Origin of the sequence: Lactococcus petauri, assembly GCF_023499275.1 — a bacterium.
Lineage (GTDB): Bacteria > Bacillota > Bacilli > Lactobacillales > Streptococcaceae > Lactococcus > Lactococcus petauri.
Window position 1 is genome coordinate 1,359,807 of sequence record NZ_CP094882.1, and the last position, 23,404, is coordinate 1,383,210.

At 36.7% G+C, this 23,404-nt stretch carries 20 protein-coding genes and 2 tRNA genes; 4 read left to right on the forward strand and 18 right to left on the reverse strand.

What is annotated here, in order from left to right:
* Positions 1–55 precede the first annotated feature (55 nt).
* The gene (locus lgb_RS06620) at positions 56–1,381 is read left to right on the forward strand and encodes a hypothetical protein (protein WP_019293679.1); all 1,326 of its coding nucleotides are present in this window, start codon (positions 56–58) and stop codon (positions 1,379–1,381) included.
* A gap of 47 nt (positions 1,382–1,428) precedes the next feature.
* Entirely contained in the window at positions 1,429–1,557 is a 129-nt protein-coding gene (locus tag lgb_RS10275; RefSeq protein ID WP_267134663.1) for a hypothetical protein, read from the forward strand.
* 241 nt (positions 1,558–1,798) lie between these two features.
* Here lgb_RS10275 and lgb_RS06625 read toward each other — a convergent pair whose 3' ends face one another.
* The 11 genes from lgb_RS06625 to udk all read right to left on the reverse strand — a co-directional run bounded on the left by lgb_RS06625 (position 1,799) and on the right by udk (position 16,687).
* Positions 1,799–2,566, reverse strand: a complete 768-nt coding sequence (locus lgb_RS06625) for a YibE/F family protein (RefSeq protein ID WP_019293680.1) — start codon at positions 2,564–2,566, stop codon at positions 1,799–1,801.
* Entirely contained in the window at positions 2,559–3,662 is a 1,104-nt protein-coding gene (locus lgb_RS06630; RefSeq protein WP_004256215.1) for a YibE/F family protein, read from the reverse strand. The genes lgb_RS06625 and lgb_RS06630 overlap by 8 nt, the downstream gene beginning before the upstream one ends.
* The gene (locus lgb_RS06635) at positions 3,655–5,748 is read right to left on the reverse strand and encodes a hypothetical protein (protein WP_019293681.1); all 2,094 of its coding nucleotides are present in this window, start codon (positions 5,746–5,748) and stop codon (positions 3,655–3,657) included. Before lgb_RS06635 ends, lgb_RS06630 begins: the two co-directional genes overlap by 8 nt.
* On the reverse strand, positions 5,732–7,306 hold the full coding sequence (locus lgb_RS06640; protein WP_019293682.1) for an ArnT family glycosyltransferase: 1,575 nt from the start codon (positions 7,304–7,306) through the stop codon (positions 5,732–5,734). The genes lgb_RS06635 and lgb_RS06640 overlap by 17 nt, the downstream gene beginning before the upstream one ends.
* Complete coding sequence (locus tag lgb_RS06645; protein ID WP_004256207.1) at positions 7,260–7,682, reverse strand: EbsA family protein; 423 nt, start codon at positions 7,680–7,682, stop codon at positions 7,260–7,262. The genes lgb_RS06640 and lgb_RS06645 overlap by 47 nt, the downstream gene beginning before the upstream one ends.
* A gap of 6 nt (positions 7,683–7,688) precedes the next feature.
* Positions 7,689–9,926, reverse strand: a complete 2,238-nt coding sequence (locus lgb_RS06650) for an LTA synthase family protein (protein ID WP_019293683.1) — start codon at positions 9,924–9,926, stop codon at positions 7,689–7,691.
* Between the two features lie 84 nt (positions 9,927–10,010).
* The gene (smc, locus tag lgb_RS06655; protein ID WP_019293684.1) at positions 10,011–13,529 is read right to left on the reverse strand and encodes a chromosome segregation protein SMC; all 3,519 of its coding nucleotides are present in this window, start codon (positions 13,527–13,529) and stop codon (positions 10,011–10,013) included.
* Entirely contained in the window at positions 13,519–14,214 is a 696-nt protein-coding gene (rnc, locus tag lgb_RS06660; RefSeq protein WP_004256199.1) for a ribonuclease III, read from the reverse strand. The genes smc and rnc overlap by 11 nt, the downstream gene beginning before the upstream one ends.
* Positions 14,215–14,317: 103 nt before the next feature.
* A complete protein-coding gene (locus lgb_RS06665) occupies positions 14,318–14,707 on the reverse strand; it encodes a hypothetical protein (RefSeq protein WP_004256197.1) in 390 nt (129 codons plus the stop codon).
* Positions 14,708–14,925: 218 nt separating this feature from the next.
* Positions 14,926–15,906 (reverse strand): phosphate acetyltransferase, encoded by a 981-nt coding sequence (pta, locus tag lgb_RS06670; RefSeq protein WP_004256194.1) that lies wholly within the window; start codon positions 15,904–15,906, stop codon positions 14,926–14,928.
* A 157-nt stretch (positions 15,907–16,063) separates the two neighbouring features.
* The gene (gene udk / locus lgb_RS06675; RefSeq protein WP_003135541.1) at positions 16,064–16,687 is read right to left on the reverse strand and encodes a uridine kinase; all 624 of its coding nucleotides are present in this window, start codon (positions 16,685–16,687) and stop codon (positions 16,064–16,066) included.
* Positions 16,688–16,936: 249 nt separating this feature from the next.
* Here udk and lgb_RS06680 point away from each other — a divergent pair, with 249 nt between their 5' ends.
* Together lgb_RS06680 and lgb_RS06685 are read left to right on the forward strand one after the other, a co-directional pair.
* Complete coding sequence (locus lgb_RS06680) at positions 16,937–17,929, forward strand: Gfo/Idh/MocA family protein (protein WP_029345777.1); 993 nt, start codon at positions 16,937–16,939, stop codon at positions 17,927–17,929.
* 33 nt (positions 17,930–17,962) lie between these two features.
* Positions 17,963–18,035, forward strand: a tRNA-Arg gene (locus lgb_RS06685).
* 66 nt (positions 18,036–18,101) lie between these two features.
* Here the strand turns inward: lgb_RS06685 and lgb_RS06690 are convergent.
* The 7 genes from lgb_RS06690 to lgb_RS06720 form a co-directional block, all read right to left on the reverse strand.
* Positions 18,102–18,189, reverse strand: a tRNA-Ser gene (locus lgb_RS06690).
* Between the two features lie 225 nt (positions 18,190–18,414).
* On the reverse strand, positions 18,415–20,178 hold the full coding sequence (locus lgb_RS06695; protein ID WP_019293686.1) for an oleate hydratase: 1,764 nt from the start codon (positions 20,176–20,178) through the stop codon (positions 18,415–18,417).
* A 184-nt stretch (positions 20,179–20,362) separates the two neighbouring features.
* Positions 20,363–20,584, reverse strand: a complete 222-nt coding sequence (locus tag lgb_RS06700; RefSeq protein WP_019293687.1) for a hypothetical protein — start codon at positions 20,582–20,584, stop codon at positions 20,363–20,365.
* Positions 20,577–20,777 carry a hypothetical protein gene (locus tag lgb_RS06705; protein ID WP_019293688.1) on the reverse strand — a complete coding sequence of 67 codons (201 nt, stop codon included), beginning with the start codon at positions 20,775–20,777 and terminating at the stop codon, positions 20,577–20,579. Before lgb_RS06705 ends, lgb_RS06700 begins: the two co-directional genes overlap by 8 nt.
* 263 nt (positions 20,778–21,040) lie before the next feature.
* Positions 21,041–21,997 (reverse strand): mannose-6-phosphate isomerase, class I, encoded by a 957-nt coding sequence (gene manA / locus lgb_RS06710; protein ID WP_019293689.1) that lies wholly within the window; start codon positions 21,995–21,997, stop codon positions 21,041–21,043.
* Positions 21,998–22,169: 172 nt separating this feature from the next.
* Positions 22,170–22,343, reverse strand: coding sequence for a hypothetical protein (locus lgb_RS06715; protein WP_153925191.1), 174 nt, complete (start codon positions 22,341–22,343; stop codon positions 22,170–22,172).
* Between the two features lie 69 nt (positions 22,344–22,412).
* Positions 22,413–23,345 carry a cation diffusion facilitator family transporter gene (locus lgb_RS06720; RefSeq protein WP_019293690.1) on the reverse strand — a complete coding sequence of 311 codons (933 nt, stop codon included), beginning with the start codon at positions 23,343–23,345 and terminating at the stop codon, positions 22,413–22,415.
* Positions 23,346–23,404: the final 59 nt, after the last annotated feature.

Consider the following 23,404-nt stretch of genomic DNA (forward strand, 5'->3'; position numbering starts at 1 on the left):
ACCAAGTAATTAGACTGTGGCAAAAGCCACCTCAGTTTTAGTAAAGGAAACAACTATGACAAAAAAACTCTTTGTTCTTACTTCCATTTTATCCCTCACAATGGGTACAGTTCTCGTGGGCTGTGCAAGTGGGGATAGCAAGACGACAGATACTTCAAAAGAAAAAACAAATCAATCTAAAGAAAACGCCTCCTCCTTTAATTTTATCTCCAGTAAAAACCAACCTGAAACAGTGAAAGATTTTTTACCGCTATTTGCTCAGCAATTAAAAAAATATAATCAAGTCGCTGAAAAAATTTGGCCCAAAAATGCCGTAACTGGCATTCCTGTAGTTTTAGAAGATACAGAAAGTAAAAAAATGTGGAAAATAAATCCAGATGGACAAATCAGTGATTTTTCCGAAAAAGAAGCTAAGGAGCTGAATGTTGAACGCTCTGAAGCACCGGGGACTTGGGGGTATTATGGCAAGCAGTTTGATAAGTTTGGTGTAGATGCTCAATATAGCCTTGAGGGAAAAACTCTTGAAGGTGGTGGAATGTATTTTTCACTAGATAGCGCTGCACTCAAAAATAAAGAGATATGGAATCGCTATCCACACTTAGGATCATACGACGCTTTGGTCTTTGTCTTACATGAGAATTTCCATATATTTGAACAAACAAAATGGAATAAACTATCAGAAACAGAGATTGCTAAGATAGGTTCAGAAAAAGACCAACATCTAGGACAAACCGAAGCACGTATTATACGTTACCAATTAATTCAAAACTTGATGAAGGCTGTTACTCATCCAAAGGATAAGACCTTAGTTTTGCAAGCCATCGCAACATATAATGAATATAAAACAAAGCATAAAACTGACTTTGATAATGCACACTATTGGGATCGTACTGAAGGTTCTGCACAATATATGGAAATTATGACGGCTTTATATACCTACTTCCCAGATCAACTTAGCACCGATAAGGATATCACTCATGCAATCCAAACCTTAGGGAAGCAAACTAAAGGATACGGCAGTTCTACTGGAAATGTAGAAGAATCATATGATATTGGTGCTTTCGCAGGTTTATTATTGGATAATTATGATTCATCATGGAAAATGAAACTCATGAAAGATAAAGACACTACACCAATGAGTTTATTAGCTGATTATTTCCAAAATGAAAAACTTCCAGCTTACACCCCACTTAATGAAGAAGATAAAAACAAGCTTTTAGAAAAAATAACAGATAAGAAAAAAGAGCTCGTCACATATCATAAACAATCTTTAGAAGAAATGAAGAAAGAGCTTCATGCTGCCTCAGATCCCCAGCAAAAAGAGGCATTAGAAAAGGAAATCAAAGCTCTTGAGGCAAAGATCGCCGCATTAGAAAAGTAATATAAAAAATAAACCATATTCACTTATGAATATGGTTTTATACTGTCGTGATTAAAATAAAAATAATAATTTCAGCCCCTTGGTCAGCCGTGACACCTGTTTTCTCAAAAAATTATATAAATAAAAGTATATTAAAAAGCAAACAATCGCTTGATCCATTGTTTTTAATTCATTGAGATGACGAGTAGAATGACAAGAAGCAAAACTAATAATAAAAGTAACTCCCAAACCATTAGTGAAAGTAACGGGTTCAGACCTTTAATGTGTAAACGATCCGCAATCCCATCTAATATATTTTTATTCATATGTATAATATATCAAAAAGTTTAATAGTTTGCAACATAATTTCTTTGTTTTCTTTTAAATTACAAAAAGATTAATTTAAAATTCACTTCCCCAAAAACAATAACTAAAAAGTTATTGTTTTACTTCGCTTTCCATTTTTTCAAATTCTTTTTCAACAAAATATCCCGAGAGCCAAATAGCAAAGAGAATTCCAAGCATTCCTAAAAGCATTGATGCCATATCTGCCATAAGTAATTTAGAGTTTATTATCTCAGCAAAGCTATAATGTAGCCGAACAAACCAAAGAATAAGGCTTAGAGATGATCCTAACAAACCAAAAAAGAGTGTATTTACAGCAGTTCCTAGAATTTGCTGTGAAATTATAAAGCGTTGTTCCTTAAACTGCAGCAATGTCATCTGCTCATCTTGTTCTACAACTTCAGATAAACTAGCAACCAAAGCCATAGCTGCTTCTGCAACTGCACCCAACATTGAAATAACCATGACCACAATTGCAACGTTAGAAAAATTTAACCCTATTGCAAGGGATAATTCCTCTAACTCCTCTGTATCTTCGATTGCAAAACCTTGTAGGTTACCGACATACTGTACAAGCACAGCCAAAATGAGAAGAGAAAATACAACAATGAGACTTGTTTTAAAAGAAATGTTTGTTACCATATTATCATCAGAAGACATATATATGGCAATTGCCAAAATGAGTACTGAAACAACACTTAAGAGAACAAATGTGTTCATTCCCAAAGAAAGCAAGGTTATCATTGCAAAAATCAAAATGAAATTAAGCCCTAGTCCGATGAGATTTCTTATACCTTCAACACCCGAAACTAAAATCAGTAAGCCAGTCAAAATAATAAAGAGAACAATTAAACTATTCATTTCTTGCTTCCTTTCTTAGTCCAAAACTTGTCACTACAGCCGTAATCGGAACTGCAAGTACGATACCGATCGCAGAGATAATGGTTTGTAAAAGTCCAAGATTAAGAGCAGTTCCTGCAATATAATTCCATGTGTTCCCATTTCTTAGCAAGAGCAAAGTCATGGGAATCGTTTCTGCCATAAAAATCATAAAGAGCACATTTGTTAAAGTCCCAATAATCTCTTTTCCAATTTCCATGCCGGACTTAATATAGTCTTTTTGAGACATGTTTATTTCATTAAGCTGATTTTGACGATAAAGTCCAAATAAACCAGCAACGATATCTCCAGTACCATCCATAATTGCACCTAAGACACTGATGATTGCACCTACGAAAAAGAATAAAATCGGGTTTTGAGTCACATAATTCATCATTTCAAAATGAATACCTGAATTACCTGTAAGTTTTAAAACAGAAAAGGTCAGCAGAAATGTCAAAAGGCTAGTGAGAACTGTGGTGAATAGCGTAAATAACATTTGCCGTGTAAATCCTAAAACAAAACCTAGTGAGCTGATCGCAAAGACCAATGCTAAGCAAGAAAAAGTGATAAGCGCATTTACAGAAGTAAACTGAATATCAAAAGCAAGTGCTAAAACAAAGTATAAAAGGTTAAGTAGCAAGGACAACGTAAGGAAGAGTGTTGCACGCCATCGAATAAAGCTTAAGGTTAGTCCGATAAAAAGAACAGCTAAACTCACAATCAATGCATCTCGTTTCTGGCCAACGATCTGCATCGTTCCCGCACTTTCACGCAATAAAATCTTTTGATTTTTACGATAAAGCTGTCCAGTAAGTTGGGACTGATTAGAGATATTTTTTAGATTTAAAACCTGATTTTTTTGCCTAGTATTGAGCAGCCTAACTTTAAGATTTTGCTGCACTTCTGTATCTTTATTATTGAAGTTATCACTTAAAGCTGTCTTTTCCACGGTTTTTACGTCTTCAATAATCCCCAAAGGTTCATGATAAAATCGTGCATTATGATCGACGATAACAAAAGCTGCCACTGCAACCAAGCAGGGCAGAATAATTTTTTTCAGAAAGAATTTAATCATTATTTTTTACCACAGTCAAAATTACAAAATATCCTAAGATATAAATAACCGCAAAGGTGAGAATCAGTCCTAAGGAGAATTTTGTTTTTGGCTCATTTTGTGAAATAGAGAAACCAAAAGAAGCGTACTTGCTGTTGGACAGCTCAATCAGATGCGGATAGTCTAGATTTTCTGTATTGGTCATTAAGGCCAACGTAACAGGAACTTTTTGAATGTTTTCTACTCGCAGACGATAATGACCAACTGGCATTTCCGTCTTCAAAACAGTCATCGCATCTTCTGCCAGAATTGGGGTTTCACCAACTTCTTTCCATTGCTCAGCTTCTTTTTTCTCAAGAATCAATTTCATTTCCATATTCGCGTAAGAGTTGAAATCAATACGATTGGCTGATGTAGTTAAATCAAATGCTTGAGAAATACTTTTCCCTGCTCCTAAGTCGATACTGCCTTTGCTATAACCAAAGTGATTAACCGAATGTTGCTGCGCGTTCACGACAATTGCTTGTTTTGGTTGTTTTTGCATCAATGTTAGCATCAGCCCTAAAGACAACAAAGCCATAATTGGATAAGCTATCTTCAAGAGCTTGCTTCGCCCTTTTTCAGGTCTAAAGACAGTTTTTTCCGAAAAAATTTTATCAAAGCTGAGTGCAGCCGCAAGAATGATTAAAGCAAAGGTCATGAATTGGTAACGAGGTTTAACTTCCCAAAGTAAAGTATGAAAGAGTGTAATTCCCATCGTTGTTAAAATTGCTAGAGAAAAAACTGATATCTCCTCTTTTTTTGTCTTCCAAAGGCGGTAAACAATGGCAAAGAGGAATACGGTCATCAATGCTTTAGCATAAGTTGAGATAAAGATATTAATAGCACCAATATTATCAATGACCCAACCTGGAGCTTTCGTCCAATTGTAATACCCAGAAAAAAGCTGATAATCCGTAGCCGTTGCAAAAGTTCCACAAGACCAAAGTTGCCCAAACTTCGCCAATAAGAGTATTGGAATCATCCATGGATTTTTTCCTAAATGTACTAAACGCTCTTTGATTCCAGCAATATTAGCTTCTTTGGCCGTTTCAAAACCAAAGTGGTTTAGTGTATAGTCACGATCAACAGGTGTCCATTCGCCCATTGATTCTGTATTTAAGCCCTCATAAATCCAGTTTACTGTTGGAAAAACATCTGGTCCTTTTAAGTCATATTGCATAGCACTTGCTAAACCACGAGTTACTCCCATGGCCAAAACAATACCAACACAAGAAGCTAAAATGAGCTTAACTATTGAAAGCCATAATTTTTTATATTTTTTTCGTTGACTAAAGGCCACTAAGCCTAAAATTGCTAAAGCAATCAGAATAATAATCACATTGGGGCGCGCAAGGAAACCAAGAGTAAATAAGATTGCCGTACTGACAAATTGCCAAATACCGAATGAACTTGTACGTTGAGCCTTATCAAAACGCAGTGCAACAATCAATAAAACTAAAATCGCAAATCCATCTGAATATCCTACCCTCAATAAGAAGTCATAATTCATTGGAAGCATAAGCATCAGAAGGGCCACAAAGGTTGCTAAATCTGGTCTTTTTTTCCATAGGAAGCGAACCAGCAATACCCAAATACTTGTATTGATAAGGATATTAAAAGCATAAAAGACGAAGTAGTAAGAGATATGGAGTACTTCTGCAAGCTTCATAAATCCAACATTCAAAGCTACCAGAGGCACGAGGTTAGGATATTGCCTAATCCAAACATCCCAAACCATATCTCCTTGCATAATTCGTGTGGCTTGTGCTTGAATATGCCAGGGGTCTCCGAAAACCATCGTATGAATTTGAGTCACAGATAAAATCTGTAAGAGAAGAAAAACTGCAAAAAAGGCGAAAATAAATATTTTCAAGCCTTTTTTATTCATATTTTGAAATTTTCTATAGGCAAAACGGAGGATGAAAAAGAGCAAACCAGCACACAACACAACCGAAATAGGTTCGACAAAACCAGCATCCGTAAAAGGTTGCACAGCCATAATAGCTAGGGCTGCAATAAAGAGCCAAAGCAGAATACGATACATGCTTTTATTCAGAAATTCCATTTTTCCTCCTACTGCGTTGAATAAAGTCTACCAAGCCCATGGTTGCTAGAATAAGCATTATTGGTGCAAAGTTATAAAGGTAACGTGAATTAGCTTCCCAAAGTAATAAGAAGCCTGTCAAACCTGCCATTGAAAGTCCGACAATGAACCATTCTGTTTTATGCTTCTTGAAAATACCTAGGAAGATTTCATACCACATCAAGGGGACGATGGCTAACCAATAGAGTGTTTGTGCTGCTTTAATCAACAACCAGCCCGTAATATTCCCTTCTTCTGGCGCAAAGCTGGTCCAGTCAAAATAACGGAATATAAAGGGATTAGAATGACGATATGTATAGAAGAAATTACTCAAATCACCGTTAAACCACGTATACATGATTTTACGCCACAATTGAACCAGAACACCTGGAACACCCATTTCCTTGAGATTTTCAATAAAACGATGCTTTATCCCTTCTTTCTTTGATGCTACATCTGTAAATGATTGAGAGTAGGCTAAGACATCAGGATTGAAGCCTCCATACTTATTGATAGGATCAAAAGACATTGTTACCCAATGAATCATCGGCAAATTGTAACGGTCATTAGCTTGTTCTGAGAAAGCTGGTTCATTTGCGATAACTGCCTTAACACCTTGATGCACACCCACAAAAAGTAATGCTGCTACAGGAACCATAATGAGCAGTTTTTTCCATTTACGGTTAAGTACAAGGAAACAAAAGACAGCAATCATTGGGATGAAAACAGTAGGTTTAATACTATAGCCAAAGAATACAACAAGGCATGCTGCTATCCACCAGATAATCATCTTGCTGGTCTTCTCTGACTGAAGTGCATAAATCATAAAGAGTAAGCCAAAGATGACAAAAGGTAAGGTTGCTGTATCTGTGTAGAGCTGTGCTCCATAAAGATAGAAGGGTATAAAACCAAAAGCAACTAAATTGTAAATCAAAGCCATTTTAAGATTAGAAATCTTTTTAATGATTAATGAACCACCTAGAACAGAAAGACTTGTCAGAATTGCTGCTACTACAGTTGTCGCAATGATTCTCGATAAGTTGGTTGTGAAAGGAGCAAAAAGAGTGTTATAGACAATACCGAAAAACTGATTATTGGGATAACGTAAAAAATAGAGAAGTTCATCTTCAGTCATTGGAAGATGTGTAAATGAACGACCACCAAGCTGCATGGTATCTCTAAATATTACAAAGAAATCCCAGTCATGTGCTGTGTCAGGCACATGAATAATAAAGAAAAAAGGCACAAGCAATACTGCAAGCCCTAAAATCCACATTGACATTTTATAGTAATGTTGGATTTTACTTTCTGTAAGTGTGTCGATTTTCTTAACTGATCGATAAACGAAAACCATGTAAGCTGCTGCGATAAACATACAGATATTCCCGAGGATAAAAGCTGTGATGTACTTTTCATTCCAAACAGGTGTTTCCATGATTACATAGATATTTGTTCCAAGCCAGATGAGGCCAAAGATAAGTGACCAAAAGATCTTACACTTTCGCGGATCTTTTAAGTGTTGATGTAGTGTATTCAACATTATTTTCCTTTAAAACGTTTTGTAGTAGTTGATTGGATTTTCCCAATACAACAAAATGATATTCTTTTCCTATATAGATAAAACGAAGCGTTCTTGGCGTAAGTTTTACTGAGCTCATATAATTGAAGTCAATTTCAAGCATACCTAAACGAAAATCACGAGAAAAATGCAGTGCATTTTCTGCTGCAAAAAAGCGACGTTGTCTCACTAAGAAATAGAAAGCGAGAACCAGAAAGACAAGAATAGTTATTTGAAACCAATTCATTCGAAGATTGTTTTCATAGAAAAGAACTTGTTGGAAAGAAAGGAGAATAACCCACCACATCCAGGCTATTTTATAAATATTACTTAAAGGCTGAAAATATCCTGATTTCATAAAATATTACTTTCCTTTCTCATCTTTTTTGCTGGTGGAAGGTGCATTTTTTGCATCTTCTTTTTCTTTATCTTTTGCTTTTGCTGCTGCTTCAGCTTCTTCTTGAGCTTTTTTCGCTGCCAAGACCGGATCGTTAAAGAGATCAACTGTAGATACTCCTTGGTTTTCGGAAAGAAGAGATGTAGAACGTGCTTTCAAGACATCTTGTTCTTCTTTCAAACGATTCCTTGTTGAAGTGACATTGTAACTATAGTTACCCGGCTGTACCGGCTTAAACCCAGGCGGAGTGTAGAAACGAAGGAGATCTTCCGTATTGAAGGTATCTGACATGTCTAACATTTTATTAACTTTTTCTTGGATGCTATCCACATACTTCTGTTGACTTTCCGTTAACTTCAGAACTTCTCCGGTCTTTGTGTCATGGTAAACCGAACTTGTCGCACTTGATTTGGTGATTGTTGGTGTGACGAAACCACGATTTCGAAGTGCAACGAATTGTTCACGTTTTGGTGCAAAGACATCTTGTCCAAACTGGATATAATCTTTTGTTGAAATACCAAGCAAGTGCTCCAAGGTTGGCATAACATCGATTTCACCAATAAATTCATCACTGATGTGTCCAGATGTTTGACCAGGAATATCAATCATGAACGGTGTACGTTGCATCATTGTATTATCATACTCTGTCCAGTTATCTGCACTTTTACCAATGAATGGGGCATAGTATTTTGTATCTGAACCAGAAATTCCGTAGTGATCACCGTAAAGAACAATAACGGATTTTTCATAAAGTCCAGATTTTTTCAAGTAATCAAAGAAATCTTTAACCGATGAATCCAGATAATTAGCGGTAACAAAATAATTGTCAACGACTGAGTTCCCTGAACCACCTTCTAAAAGTTTTGGGTTCATCTCATAATCTTCAAGACCTGTATAAGGCGTATGATTTGTAACCGTCAAATATTTCGCATAAAAAGGTTGCTGTAACTGCTCAAGATATGGAATTGAATCGTTAAAGAAATATTTATCTTTAACGCCCCAAGCAGTAGAGTTCGTTGGCGTGAGATCATAGAAAGATTGGTCAAAGAAGTTTTGATAACCCATATTACGATAAACGTTATTACGACTATAAAATGAGCCAACATTCCCATGAAAAACCGCACTTGAATAGCCTTCTTTTTGTTGCAGAATGGCTGGCATAGCTTGGAAAGTTTGTGTACTTCCTAGACTTGAGAAGAGTGAACCAGATGATAAACCAAACGTTGAAGTTTCAAGCATGGTTTCTGCATCAGAAGTTTTTCCTTGCCCAACTTGGTTAAAGAAATTTGAGAAAGAATAAACAGAAGGATTATTGTTATAAAGTGAATTCAAGAAGGGAGTAACTTCTTCACCGTTTACCTTCATATTAATGACATCTTGTTGCAGTGATTCAAGGTGAATCACAATAACGTTACGGTTTTTCGCAATCCCAAACATCTTGGCATTTGGCGCAAGATAGCGATCTTCTTGAATGTATTTTTGAACTTTTGTAAAGTCTGTTTTAGAAGCCATAGCTCGAGTTTCGTTGGACACATGAGTATACCAGCTATTGGTCGCTAACCATGGGCCTAAGCCCAAATAACGGACAACATAAGTGGCATCGTATTGTGCTTGTCGTGAAACTAAACGATGCTCAGTGAGATCCGCCATCCAAAAGTTTAAGCCAAAAATCATGACAGAGGCACTGAAAACCTTAAAGGCAAAAATATTCGTAGGACGACGCTCATCCATTCTAATCTTCTTGGTAAGAAAAAGCACAAGAATAACAATAATGTCAATCCAGAACACGATGTCCACCCAAGAAATAGCGATTGAACCTAAGTCGAAACCTTTTCCGACCATCCCTGCTCCCCCCGTTAAGGTGTTAAGCGTAAGAAAGTCTGAAAACTCACGATAGTAAAGGATATTTCCGTAGACTAACAAGTTTCCAATCAAGTTCATTAATAGCATACCTAGATAGAAAAGCTGCTTTCTTTTAATAAACAGTATTAAGCTAAAGAAGATTGCTGTAAAGCCTATGGGATTCACAATAACCAATAGATAATCTGCAAGATTAGAAGAGTTCAAACCCTTAAAGACAGAAAAGTAAGCAATCATGGTTTTGACCCAAATAAAGAAGGTCGACCAGCATACTAAACCTAGTCGTGTATTAAAACTATTAAGTAATTTTTTCAAGGTAAACCTCAATTTATTTTTTATTTGCACAAGATTAAATTCCTTTTTTTACATTGGGAATAATTCTAACAAATGAGCCTTGAGCTAAGCTTAAGCTTTATATGGCTGACCTGTTTAAACTTCATCCTCTAATCGTACAGAAACGACCTTAGAAACCCCTGCATCAGCCATTGTGACACCATACATGGTACCTGCTGCTGCCATTGTCCCACGACGATGTGTGACAACAATAAATTGGTTGGAGTTATCAAAGTGATTCATGTAATCTCCGAAACGTTTAACATTCGCTTCATCTAATGCTGCTTCTACCTCATCCAAGACCACAAATGGAACCGTTCTAACTCGTAAAATAGCAAAAATTAATGCCAGAGCAGTTAAGGCTTTTTCTCCTCCAGACATGAGATTCAAGCTGGCTAATTTTTTACCTGGAGGTTGTACTTTGATTTCGACGCCAGCTTCCAATAGATTAGTGCTGGTTAACTCAAGATTAGCTTCTCCTCCGGCAAACATTTGTGAAAAGGTTAGTTGGAAACTTTCTCTAATTTGTTCAAATGTTGTCTTAAAGCGGATTTCTACCTCTTCATTCATCTCTTGAATCGTTTCGAGTAGCATATTTTTAGCTTCCAAGAGGTCATCCCGTTGGCCACTCAAAAATTCGTGACGTTGATATACTTCCTCATACTGAGTGATAGCATCCAAATTAATCGGACCAAGCGCACGGATTTGGCGTTCTAAAAGACTGAGCTGTTGCTCTGATTCAGAAAGATTTTCAAGGGTTTTAGCCTTCATTTTAGCTTCATCGAAACTCATTTCATACTCAGTAAAGAGTGTGGTTTGACGATTTTTCAAGAGCTTTTCTGATTGTTCAATCCTTACTTCCAAACGCGCTTTTTGATTATTTAGTACTTGATTTTGTTCCAATAGGTCCCGATTTTGCTCTTCAAATTCTTCTGCTTGAGCTTGAAGATCGTCCCTCTCAAAGCGTAAGCTCACTAACTTCACATTAGCTTCTTGAAGTTTAGCCTCAGCCTCCTTCAATTGGTGAGCATAAAGATTACGACTTGCTTCATCGGTCTGAGCTTCTCCAATTGCTTGCAACTTAGCTTTTTCAGTACCTAAAGCTTCATATTCTTGCCTTAAGCGCTCTTGCTCTGTTTGAGCAAAACGTAATTCATTTTTTAGACTGGACAGGAGTAATTTCGTTTCATGATAAGCACTATTTTTTTGTTCTTTAAGAGCATTGAAACTTTGACTGTTAGATTTAACTTCTTCAAGTTGATCATCTAAGGATTGTTTGTCCTCAGCAATTTTAGACAGCTGCTGTATCAGCTTTTCGTTATTCTTTGATAATTCTTGCAGTGCTTGGTGCGCTTCCGTATTTTCGGTATCCGCAACCAAAGCTTGCAGATTTGCTTTTTGTTCTGATAATTGCTTAATCTGCAACTGTAAGCTTTGTTCCGCAAGGCGTTTTTCTTGAATATTGGAACGTAAAGCTTCAAGTTGACCACTCAAAGTTTGACGTGAAAGCTGTTGCTTTTGTAATTTGTCTTCGACTGCTTTTAACTTACTTTCTGCTAAAGCGATAACTTCAGTCAGATGATCAATTTCTGTGCTGGTAAAAGTTGTATTGTTACGTTTTGCTGCACCACCAGAGTAAGAACCACCCGGATTAATCTGCGTACCATCCAAGGTGACGATACGAATAGTGTAGTTCATTGTACGTGCTATTTGACTTGCATGTTCGGCTGTATCAACAATGGCGGTAGTTGCCAACAAACTTGACATTGCTCTTTGCAATCGTGGTTCAAAATTAACCAAATTTAAAGCAGTATCAATGAACCCCTCCATTGTCACAAGACGTTCGTAATTTCGAAACTCCCGCGGCTTAATTGTTGTGAGCGGGAGAAATGTTGCACGACCCAAGCGTTTTTCTCTTAAATAAGCGATAGCTTTTTTGGCTGAGTTTTCATCTTCTACCACAATATTTTGACTGCCACCACCTAAGGCAATATCGATAGCTGTGGTGTATTTTTTATCAAAAGTTAAAAGGTCGGCAACAACGCCAACAATGCCACCAAGTGCAGCACTTTGTGTCATAACAGCCCGTACACCCTGATACAGGTTACTGTGACTGTCACGAATATTTTCCATGCTTGCAAGATTGGCCTTGTACTTGCTAAGCTGTTGCATCTGATCGTACATCACATTTTGACCTTGACGCTCTGCTTCAACATATTTTGCTTCTGTCGCGCTCTTTTCTTGCAGTTCCTTTTCAAGTTCTTGAGCAGTTTGAGTGAGCGCGCCTAACGCAGTTTCTGCTTTTGTAAGATCAGCAGAAATCGTTTGAAACTTTTCTGTGTTTTCTTTTGCGTTTTCATCAGATTCCACTAGGCGACGTGAAATATTTTCATATTCAGCCTTATTTTTAGTTAATTGATTAGAAAACTCTGCCTCTTGTTGCACCAATTGCAAATAGTCTTCGCGAAGTCGCTCTGCTAAAGTTTCTGGACTTTCAGCAAAACGTTCCAATTCTTTTTCTAACTGCTCAAGTTGTTCTTGGGCTGCCTTCTCTTTATCTTTGAGTTCCGCTTTTTTCTTTTCTGAAGTTTCTTTCTGTTGCGAAACTTCCTGTAATTTAACATCAAGTTCTTCAATACGCTCTTGACGTTCTGCAGCTGATTTTTGAGAAGAGGACTTTTGCAGATCGAAAACTTCTATTTTATGTTGTAAATCAGACTTAAGTTCTGTTAAGGACAAGCTGTCTTGTTGGACTTTCTCTTGCTCTTGTTCTACTTTCAAACGCGCTTTTTTAAGATTAGTTAGCTGCTCTTCGTAGCTTTCTTGTTGACTTTTTAAAGTACTAAGCTCAGTTTTTACTGCATTTAAGTCATCTTTCGCTTGTTCATACTTTTCCTTCTCCTCAAGAAGTTGAGCCACCAAAACAGAAAGAGCAAGCTCAGAGCGTTGTGCCTCTAAATCTTGAAAACGCAAAGCAACATCACGTTGGGCACGCAATGGTGTTAATTGACCATTAAGCTCAAAGATAATATCTTCGAGACGATCGAGATTATCTTGTGTGGTCTGTAGTTTGCTCTCTGTTTCAGCACGCCGCGTCTTGTACTTCAAAACACCAGCTGCTTCTTCAAAAATTGCTCGACGTTCTTCTGCTTTCGAATTAAAGACTGATTCGATACGCCCTTGGGAAATAATCGAAAGAGAATCACGCCCCAACCCTGTATCTGTGAAAAGTTCATGAATATCTTTCAAGCGGCACTTACGCCCATTAATCAAAAATTCCGAATCACCATTGCGATATAGGCGACGTGTAATAGTTACTTCCACGTCTTCTTCATAACCTGTAAGATACTGGTCTGCATTATCAAAAGTTACAATAACTTCAGTATAGTTTAGTGCCTTACGCTTTGCTGTACCTGAAAAAATAACATCCGGCATTTTCCCGCCACGAAGTGACTTAGCTGATTGCTCTCCTAAAGCCCAGCGTAGTGCTTCAACTATATTTGACTTACCGGAACCATTGGGTCCAACAACAGCTGTAACGCCTTGGTCAAATTCAATTTTCGTGCGGTCAGCAAAAGACTTAAAGCCGACAATTTCCATTTTTTTAAGATACATGAATCTGACCTTTTATTGCATTTTCCGCTGCTTTTTGTTCAGCAACTTTCTTTGATTTACCTCGCCCACGTCCAAGCTCTTTTCCATTATTATAAACTGCAGCGACGAATTCACGCGCGTGTGCTGGGCCTGTTTCTTCTAAAATTTTATATTCGATGATCGTCTCACCATCAACTTGCAGAACCTCTTGCAGGTTTGTTTTATAGTCAATGACTTTAAAATAATCGTCAGCTTTTACATGCGGAATAACCACTCGATTTATAAATCGACGAACTTCTTCCATACCTGCATCTAAGAAAAGAGCACCTAGAAAAGCTTCAAAGAGATTTTCTAGGTTGGTATCACGATTACGTCCGCCTGTTTTTTCCTCACCATTACCTAAACGTAGAAAACGTCCAAACTCACACTGACGCGAAAAATTAGCCAAAGATTCTGTGCGGACAATGCTAGAACGCATCTTCGATAATTCACCTTCAAGTTTATCTGGATAAGTACGATAAAGATATTCTGAGATGATTAAAGACAGAGCGACGTCTCCCAAAAACTCCAAACGTTCATTGTTTGCAACCTTTGGGAGGCGTTCTTCATTCGTGTAGCTCGAGTGAGTAAAAGCTATTTTTAACAATTCTTCATCAGCAAATTTTATACCAAATTCATTTTTAAGCTTATTTTGAAGCTCAAACATAAAAATTCCTCCTAAATTTTATTATTAACTTAGTTATTATACCAAATTTTTGTGCCTTTTTGGTGTAGACTACAAAGAAAAGAGCTTGCACAGGCAAACTCTTTTACACACTATCCATACGCGCTAATATAAAGGCTAGAACGAAACAGAGCCCTAATGGTAGAGCCACTACCATCACGTATAAATTTAGCATTGAAATTAAAATATAGAAACTTCCAATAACTAACTGATAAAGTTGCCATATTCCACCTGTTGGTCGATCCATTCGAATAAAGGAGACCCAATTTACAATCATGATTGACATAACAATGACAAACACTAAAGCAAAAAGTTTCAATAGAAAAAGGCCACTATGCCCTGCAATGGTCAGAGTCATTTCCAGATCTTTTTCTTCCCAGTTAATTATGAATCGAATAAAGGCAAACATCATTAATACAGCAATAAGGGTTGTAAAAACACTCCCAATCAAGGCACAAATTTTCGCTCGTTTCATCTTTTCTCCGTTGGTTTGATGACTGTATTTTATAACTATAAGCTTAAATTAACACTAAAGTAGTGCAGATATTCAAAAAGGAAAGCTCTCAAAAAAATTTTTAAGTTTTTCGTCCATCATTCCAATCTGACTGTAGGTAGAATGAACGCTACACATTAAAAACAATCAAAGATAATAAAAAACCATAACATTTTGTCATGATTTTTTAAACTCCTATATTATTTAAGTGCTTGAGCAGCTGTAATAATAGCAAGTTTATAAACATCTTCTTCGTTACTTCCACGAGAAAGATCAGAGATTGGTGCGTTCAGTCCTTGCAAGATTGGACCAATTGCTTCAAAGTTTCCTAGACGTTGAGCAATTTTGTAGCCAATATTACCAGATTGGATATCTGGGAAGATAAATACATTTGAACGTCCTGCCACTGGGCTATCTGGTGATTTTTGACGGGCAACTGCTGGAGAGAACGCTGCATCAAATTGAAGTTCGCCATCGATATCAAGCTCTGGATGTTCTTCTTTGACCAATGCTGTTGCTTCAACGACTTTAGTCACATCATCTGATTTACCTGAACCCTTAGTTGAGAAAGATAGCATTGCAACTTTTGGATCAATATCAAAGAGTTTTGCTGTTTCCGCTGAAGCCACGGCGATATCTGCCAAGGTATTTGCATCTGGATCAATGTTAATCGCACAATCGGCAAAGATATACTTTTCATTATCGTCACGGCCACGAACCATAATGAATGCACCTGATACGGATTTCACACCTGGTTTAGTTTTAATAATTTGTAGGGCAGGACGGACAGTGTCCGCAGTTGAATGAACTGCACCTGAAACCATACCATCAGCGATACCCATATGTACAAGCATTGTTCCAAAATAGTTTGAATCTTTAAGGATTTCGCGCGCTTGCTCTTCTGTTACTTTACCTTTACGACGTTCAACAAAAATTTCGACCATTTTCTCAAAACGTTCACAGTTCAATGGATCGTAGATTTGAAAACCATCTGGATTAATCCCACGTGAGATTAAAGTACCTGTTACTTCAGAGATATTCCCAATAAATACTGGGGTAATCAATTTATCTGCGTACAGACGGTTAGCTGCGCCTAATACACGCGCATCTGTTCCTTCAGGAAAGACAATTTGTAGGCCTTTGCCAGAAATTTTTTGTTTGAGCGATTCAAAGAGTTCCATAATACTTCCTTTTACTATTTTTAGAATTTCAATAATGATTATATCACAATGTCACAAAAAATGCCCACTTATGTAAACGTTTTTTTAATATTATGGATAGAAGAGTTTCTTCTGTACATTCTTTTTTCGAATAAAAAAACAATCTTGCGATTGCTTCTTACTCTCCATGCAAAATACTGGCGATTTTTGTAGTTAAGATATCTACCCCAACAGTATTTGAAACGCCTTCTGGAATAATGACATCCGCATATCGTTTCGTTGGTTCAATAAATTGATGATACATCGGTTTTACAGCATCCATATATTGTGTAATAACAGAATCTAAAGTACGCCCACGTTCTTCAATATCACGACGAATACGACGTAAAATGCGTACATCATCATCTGTATCCACGAACACCTTAATATCCATTAAGTTACGCAGCTTTTCGTTTTCTAAAACTAAGATTCCTTCTACAATCAAGACATCTACAGGTTCTTGTCGGTAAGTTTTTTCACTTCGTGTATGGTTGGCATAATCATAGGTTGGGATATCAACAGCACGACCATTTTGCAACTCTTTTAATTGGGCAATCAGGTAGTCTGTATCAAAAGCCAATGGATGGTCGTAGTTTGTCTTTGTACGTTCTTCAAATGTCAATTGTGATTGATCTTTATAGTAACTGTCATGTTCAATCATAGCAATATTTTCATCTTTAAACATAGATAAAATTGCTTGAGACACGCTGGTTTTCCCACTTGCTGAGCCACCTGTTACACCGATAATCAATGGTTTTTTCAAAATTACTTCTCCATATTTTATGTATCCACTATAACTTCAATTTCTTAGGGATATTATGTTATTCTCCCTATTTTATCATAAAACTGAACCAGCTTCAGCTCTAAAAACTATTTCAAACCAATCTTTTTTATCACTTAAAAAATTTAGTGACTTTTATTTTCACAGCTCATGCATTAGTTTTAAATGAGTTTTACCAAAAAATTTGCTATAATGGTTTTAATAAATTTTTGATAAGAAAAGGGGTGTATGATGCTTAAACTTGGAATTATCGGTACTGGGTGGATTAGTGGATCTTTTGTCGAAGCTGCCCATCTCACCAAAAAATATAGTCTTGAGGCTGTTTTCTCACGTAATCTTGAGAGTGCAGTATCTTTTACAGAAGACTTTGACGATATCGAACTTTACGATGATTTAGATGATTTTTTCAAGCATGATTTGGATATCATCTATATTGCCAGCCCAAATGCTATTCATTTTGAACAAGCGAAGGCTGCTATTTTAGCAGGTAACAATATCATCGTTGAAAAACCAGCGTTTTCAAATCCACAAGAATTAGCTGAAATTATCAAGTTAGCGGATGAAAATGACGTTCTCTTTTTCGAGGCTGCCCGAAACATCCATGAGCAAGCCTTTGAGACCATCAATTTATTCTTAGCAGATAAAAAAGTTGTTGGGGCTGATTTTACCTATTCAAAATACTCTTCAAAAATGCCTGCACTATTAGCTGGAAAACTTCCCAATAAATTCAACAGTAAATTTTCTGGTGGCCTCCTGGCAGATCTAGGTGTTTATCTCCTCTATGCAGCTGTTTATTGGTTTGATAAACCACAGTCTGCTTGCTACGATGCTGTCCTTCTGTCAAGTGGTGTGGATATTTCTGGTATTGGAAGCTTGGATTATGGTGATTTCAAAGTTGCAATCAAATGCGCAGGAAACCTCACAAGCTATCTCTCAAGTGAAATCTACACAGATCAAGGCACTTTGATTTTAGATGGTGTCAATGCTATAACCTCTGCAAAATTTATTCGTTTTGATGGAAGCAAGGAAGTTATCAAGGTTACACCACCAAAACATTCTCTCTTTGATGAAGCTCTCCACTTTGCTGAAATCATTGAAACTATTTCTACTCCTGCTGCTCGCTCACTCTACAAAGACTTGCACCAGTTGGCACAAGATGTTTCCGAAACAAGTTATATGATGCGCCAAAGTGCAGGAATCGTCTTTGAAGCTGATAAAAAATAAGATTTAATCATTGACTCCATATCGGAGTCTTTTGATCCCTTAGTTAAATTGGATATAACCCGGACCTCCTAAGTCTGAATCGCCAGTTCGAACCTGGCAGGGATCATTAAAAAAAGCTTCCTTAAGGAAGCTTTTTCTTTATACTTATTCAATTGAGGCATAAAACCTATAAAGGAGAATATGGGATTCGAACCCATGCGCGGTTTTACCCACCTATACACTTTCCAAGCGTACCTCTTCAGCCTCTTGAGTAATTCTCCAAATGTTAATTATCAATTTTCAAAATATATTATACCATATCCTCTGTCATAAATGCCAATTTATGTGTAGTTTGTTATAACAACAATTAAAAAACTCTTCCACATGACATGGAAGAGTAGGAGTTTTATGAAAAAATTTTATTGGAATAAATGTATTATACTGTTTGCTCCTTAAAAGGAGCTCAAGTCAAAATAAACTGAAACAGAAATATACTTTTACTTCTTTTAAAGTAGTCCTGCATCTTTAAGGATATCTTCAAGATAGGTACCTTTTATCTTCTTCAAACCAAATTTCAAAGATTCTTTTTTCAAAAGAGGCAAATCCATTTCCATCAATTTCTTTTTGTCTGAAAGATAATAAACCGAGCGAGCTAGTGTGCGCAAGTCGTAAGCCGAAGCAAAAACTTCAGGGACACCACGCTCTACATTTAGAAATTGATAAACAGCTTCCATCGCGGTACGTACCGAATACTCGGTTGTGAAGACCGTATCTCTCTCTGTCTCAGCAAAATTCCCAATAAAGGCAAGATTCACAGAATTTTCCGGAATCACTTGAGGACGATCCCCTGGCTCACGTAACATAAAGTAAGAGGTAATAAAGGGCATATAAACTGGAATCGTATTAGTATTTTCTTTAACAAATTCCTCTATTTCTGCTTCAGGCATACCCAAATGATAAAGGAGCTCTTGTGTTATTTCCTCACCGGTACATTTCTCAATTGGTTTTTTAATATAGTTCCCTGGTGTATTAGACAAGAGACCATAAACCCATGTCACAGTTTCACCATCTTTTTGTTCCTTAAAATGAGGTTGACGATGGGTAGTGAAACTCATCAGCCAGTTTGAATCCTTAATAGTGATAATTCCGCCTGTCACAACTTTACCTGAACGTAATTCACGATGAGTTAGTTTTTCAAAATAAGGTTGAATTTTGAGATTCTTCCAAGTCACGGTCGCCGATACAAACCAACTTTCATCAGGTAAGTTGTCATAAAAGACTTTTGGTTTCCCAAATTCGGGTGACTGCGCAGCCAGATTTTTCCAAAGTTTCCAAGAGCCACCTAAATCTTTTGTAATTGGCGCTGCTTCTGTTGGACTTCCTTGTGTTGAACTTTCAGTAATTGAACCATTCGTCACAAAAACAAGGTCATCTTCCGTCAAGTCTTGTACTTTTCCATCTGCAAATATAATTTTCTTAGCTACTTTTTTGTTGTTCGAAAAATCTACTTCAATATTTTCAACTTGTGCTTCATATTGGAAGATTACACCATGGTCTTTCAAAAAGGCAAGCAAGGGTTTTACTAAAGATTCGTATTGATTATACTTTGTAAATTTTAGTGCTGTGAAGTCTGGTAGTCCCTTGATATGATGAATAAATCGCATAATGTAGCGTCGCATTTCAATCGCTGAGTGCCATTTTTCAAAAGCAAACATTGAGCACCAGTAAAGCCAAAAGTTTGATTCAAAAAATTCTTCACTGAAAACATCTTCAATTTTTTTGCCTACCAAACTTTCTTCCTGTGCCATGAAAAGCTTCACGATTTCATCTTGAGCTTGTCGACTTAAGGTAAATTGTCCATCATCAGCAACACGTTCACCACGATTCGCAATAATACGACAATTAGAAGAGTTAGGATCATCCTTATCTAAATAGTAAAATTCATCTAAAACTGAAGCATTTTCAACTTCCAGACTTGGAATAGAATGAAAAAGATCCCAAAGACACTCAAAATGGTTTTCCATTTCACGTCCTCCACGAATCACAAAGCCATCATGTGGAATAAAGGAACCGTCTAAAGAGCCGCCTGAAAGAGAAAGTTCTTCTAAAATATGAATACGATTCCCTGGGACTTGGCCATCTCTGATCAGAAAGACAGCCGCAGCCAGTCCTGCAAGACCTGCTCCGACAATATAGGCAGACTTCTTATCAGCCTCTTGTGGTTTTCTTGGTCGAACAAAAGCTTCATAATTTCCGTTTGTATAACGCATATTCAATCCCTCTTTTCTAATTGTTCTTATAATTCGATTATATTCTTAAAAGAGAGCGATTTCAAATTTCTTCTGGCTCTTTTGGACAAGTCTATATTTTTTGAGTAAAAAAGAAACTCAAACAAAAACCAGCTCCTTATCTTGATATCACTTGCTTCATTTCACCTTGTATATTACCTTTTTACTAAAATCTTTTCCGTGTTTTCTCTTTATTTTTTGCACGATGTAATGCTCTAAGTTTTTGTCTCTTTTTAGCATGATAGATTGCCAAAGCATGTATGAGAATAGAGACAAAGAAGAGAAGAAAAATCTCTCTAAGTGTTATCCATTCAGAAAATAAAAGCAAGACAGAGAAATTCACCACAAATATAAAGACGTGATAAGCACGCTCTTTATTTTTATTCATAAGCTCTATGGGATAGGTACTGTTCGAGAAAGAGATACTCGTGGAAGGTGAACTCCAACGCTTCTGAATCTGGTTCTTGCTCTACATTCACATTACTCGCTTGAACTATACTAACGGCTGATGGCATTGATGCCGATAATAAAGTTAAACCTGAGATACTCATAATTATAACTTTTTTCAATTTCTTCTCCATAAGATTTTCCTTTTCTTAATCTAACGCTGAAGCACTTCATCCAGCACACTTTACTTGCAGTTTCCTTTTTAAAGTTTTACTCTCCTTTCATCAAAGGCCTTTTTATTTGATTAATAAAAGGTTAACAAGCTCATCTTAAGTCAAACTGAATTTTATATACTATTCTATTAATTTAATGAGCCATTTTTGGCTCACTTTATTTGAAGACCAAACTAATAAATTTTAAAACAAAAAAACACCCTAAGGAGGTGCTTTTTTTATGCTTAATGTGCTACTGGATTGCTAGCAATAATTTCCATATTACCTGAAAGTTGCCATTGCTCAATCCCTGTAGGGAGGATGAAGTGGTCGCCTTTCGATAATGCATACGTTTTATCAGCCACCGTAAGTTGTCCTTTTCCTTCAAGAATAGACACGAGCATATAGTCTGCTGTAGCTTCAAAGTCTTGTGTACCGTGAATTGACCATTTATAAACGTCAAAGAACTCTGATTTTACCAAAGTTGTTAAGTCTGCATTTTCTTCTTTAACAACTTGGACTTTATTTTCTGGTGTTTGATTCCCTGGTATGTGAAGCACATCAATTGATTGTTGTATGTGTAATTCACGAAGATTGCCTTGGTCATCCTTACGATCGAAATCATATACACGGTAAGTTGTGTCGCTTGATTGTTGCGTTTCCAGAATAACAATGCCCGCACCAATTGCATGCATTGTTCCTGCAGGTACATGGAAGAAATCACCTGCTTTGACTTTAACTTTGCGTAGTAAGTGATCCCAGTCTCCCGAATTAATCATTTCTGAAAGTTCTTCACGTGATTTTGCATTATGTCCATAAATAATCTCAGAACCTTCTTCTGCTGAAATGATATACCAACATTCTGTTTTACCAAGCTCGCCTTCATGCTTCATACCGTATTCATCATTTGGATGAACTTGCACTGAAAGCCAGTCATTGGCGTCCAAGATTTTTGTTAAGAGAGGAAATACTTCTTCTTTCGTATTGCCGAAAAGCTCACGGTGTTGGTCAAATACCTTGTCTAATTTTTGTCCAGCGAATTTTCCATTTTTAATTGTTGAAACACCATGTGGATGAGCTGAAATTGCCCAGTATTCACCGATTTTATCAGATGGTAATTCATAGCCAAAAGATTTAAGGTGATCACCACCCCAGAGTTTTTCTTGCAATACGGAATCTAAAAATAATGGTTCTATTGACATTTTTTCTCCTCATTTGTTTAATAATACTTCGTTCATTATAGCACAAAAGCGGTTTATTTTTCCTGTACAAGCAATCTTTTTGTATTTTTATAAAATAAAAAAGCTTCCTCTAAGGATTTGCTCTTTTATCTTGTATCAATCTTCATTTCAAAAAATCGCTTTTTAGTGTCAGTCAGTATTTAAAATTTATATGAGATAAAACATTCGGTATTTCAGCAACAAATAATGCAATAATCACAAATAAAATTGCAATCAAGGCAATTTCCCACACCATCAAGATAACCAATGGATGAACACCGTCAATATATAATTTATCTGCAATTTTGTCCATCCAGTGTTGTTTCATAAACATAATATATCAGATAAATTATAAAAACGCAATCGTTAGTATCCAATTTATTGATAATTACTCGCTTTAATGCTGATAATTATTATCAAATTCATCGACTTCAATATATATGTAAGACTTTTTATCCGGCAGTGCTTTTCGAATATCTTTTTCGATTGCATTAATAATTTCATAGCTGTGTGCTTCATACTCTGCTGGAATATCAATCTTTGCCGCAATTAGAATTTCAGTTGGACCGATGTGGATTGTCTTGATATCAATCAACTGTTTAACTGTTTCACGAATAAAGCTACGTGTTATTTTTTCTAAATCTGAAGCAGTGACACTTTCACCAACAATTAAACTATAGAACTCTCGCACCAAAAAGACTGCTGCTGCCATAAGCAATAAACCAATCAAGATTCCGGACAGAGCATCATACATGGGGTTTCCTGTAAGAAAAGTGAGAACTGTTCCTCCAAGGGCTAAAATTAAACCAATAATGGCACAGAAGTCCTCCGCAAAGATAACTAAAATCTCACTGTGTCGGCTCTCATGCAAAAATCTAAACAAGGGTAACTTTTCGGTATTGAGCTCTTTAATTTCTTTAAAAGCAACGCGAAGTGAACTGCCCTCTATAATCATGCCAAAGAGTAAGATAGCAATCAGAAGCAAAGGATTATTGACCTCATGAGCAGGGTGGACTAGCTTGTCATAAGCCTCCATTACACCAATAACGCCACCACCAAAAAACAGGAAAGTAGCGACCAACATGCTAAAAAAGTATTTTGCACGCGCTTCTCCAAAAGGATGGACCTGGCTTTGTGCTCTTTTGGCACGCTTATCACCAAAAAGCAACAAAACTTGATTTCCACAGTCAACTAAACTGTGTATGCTTTCGTTGAGCATTGCCGCACTACCACTTAAGGCATAACCTACAAACTTACTTATTGCCACTAGTACATTGGCACCAAGGGCTGCAATCACGGATCCCATGCCAGTATGTTCTTTTTCTGCCATAATATTTTTCCTCATTATACTTTTTAATTTGATTTTAACACAATAACCTGCTTTGCACA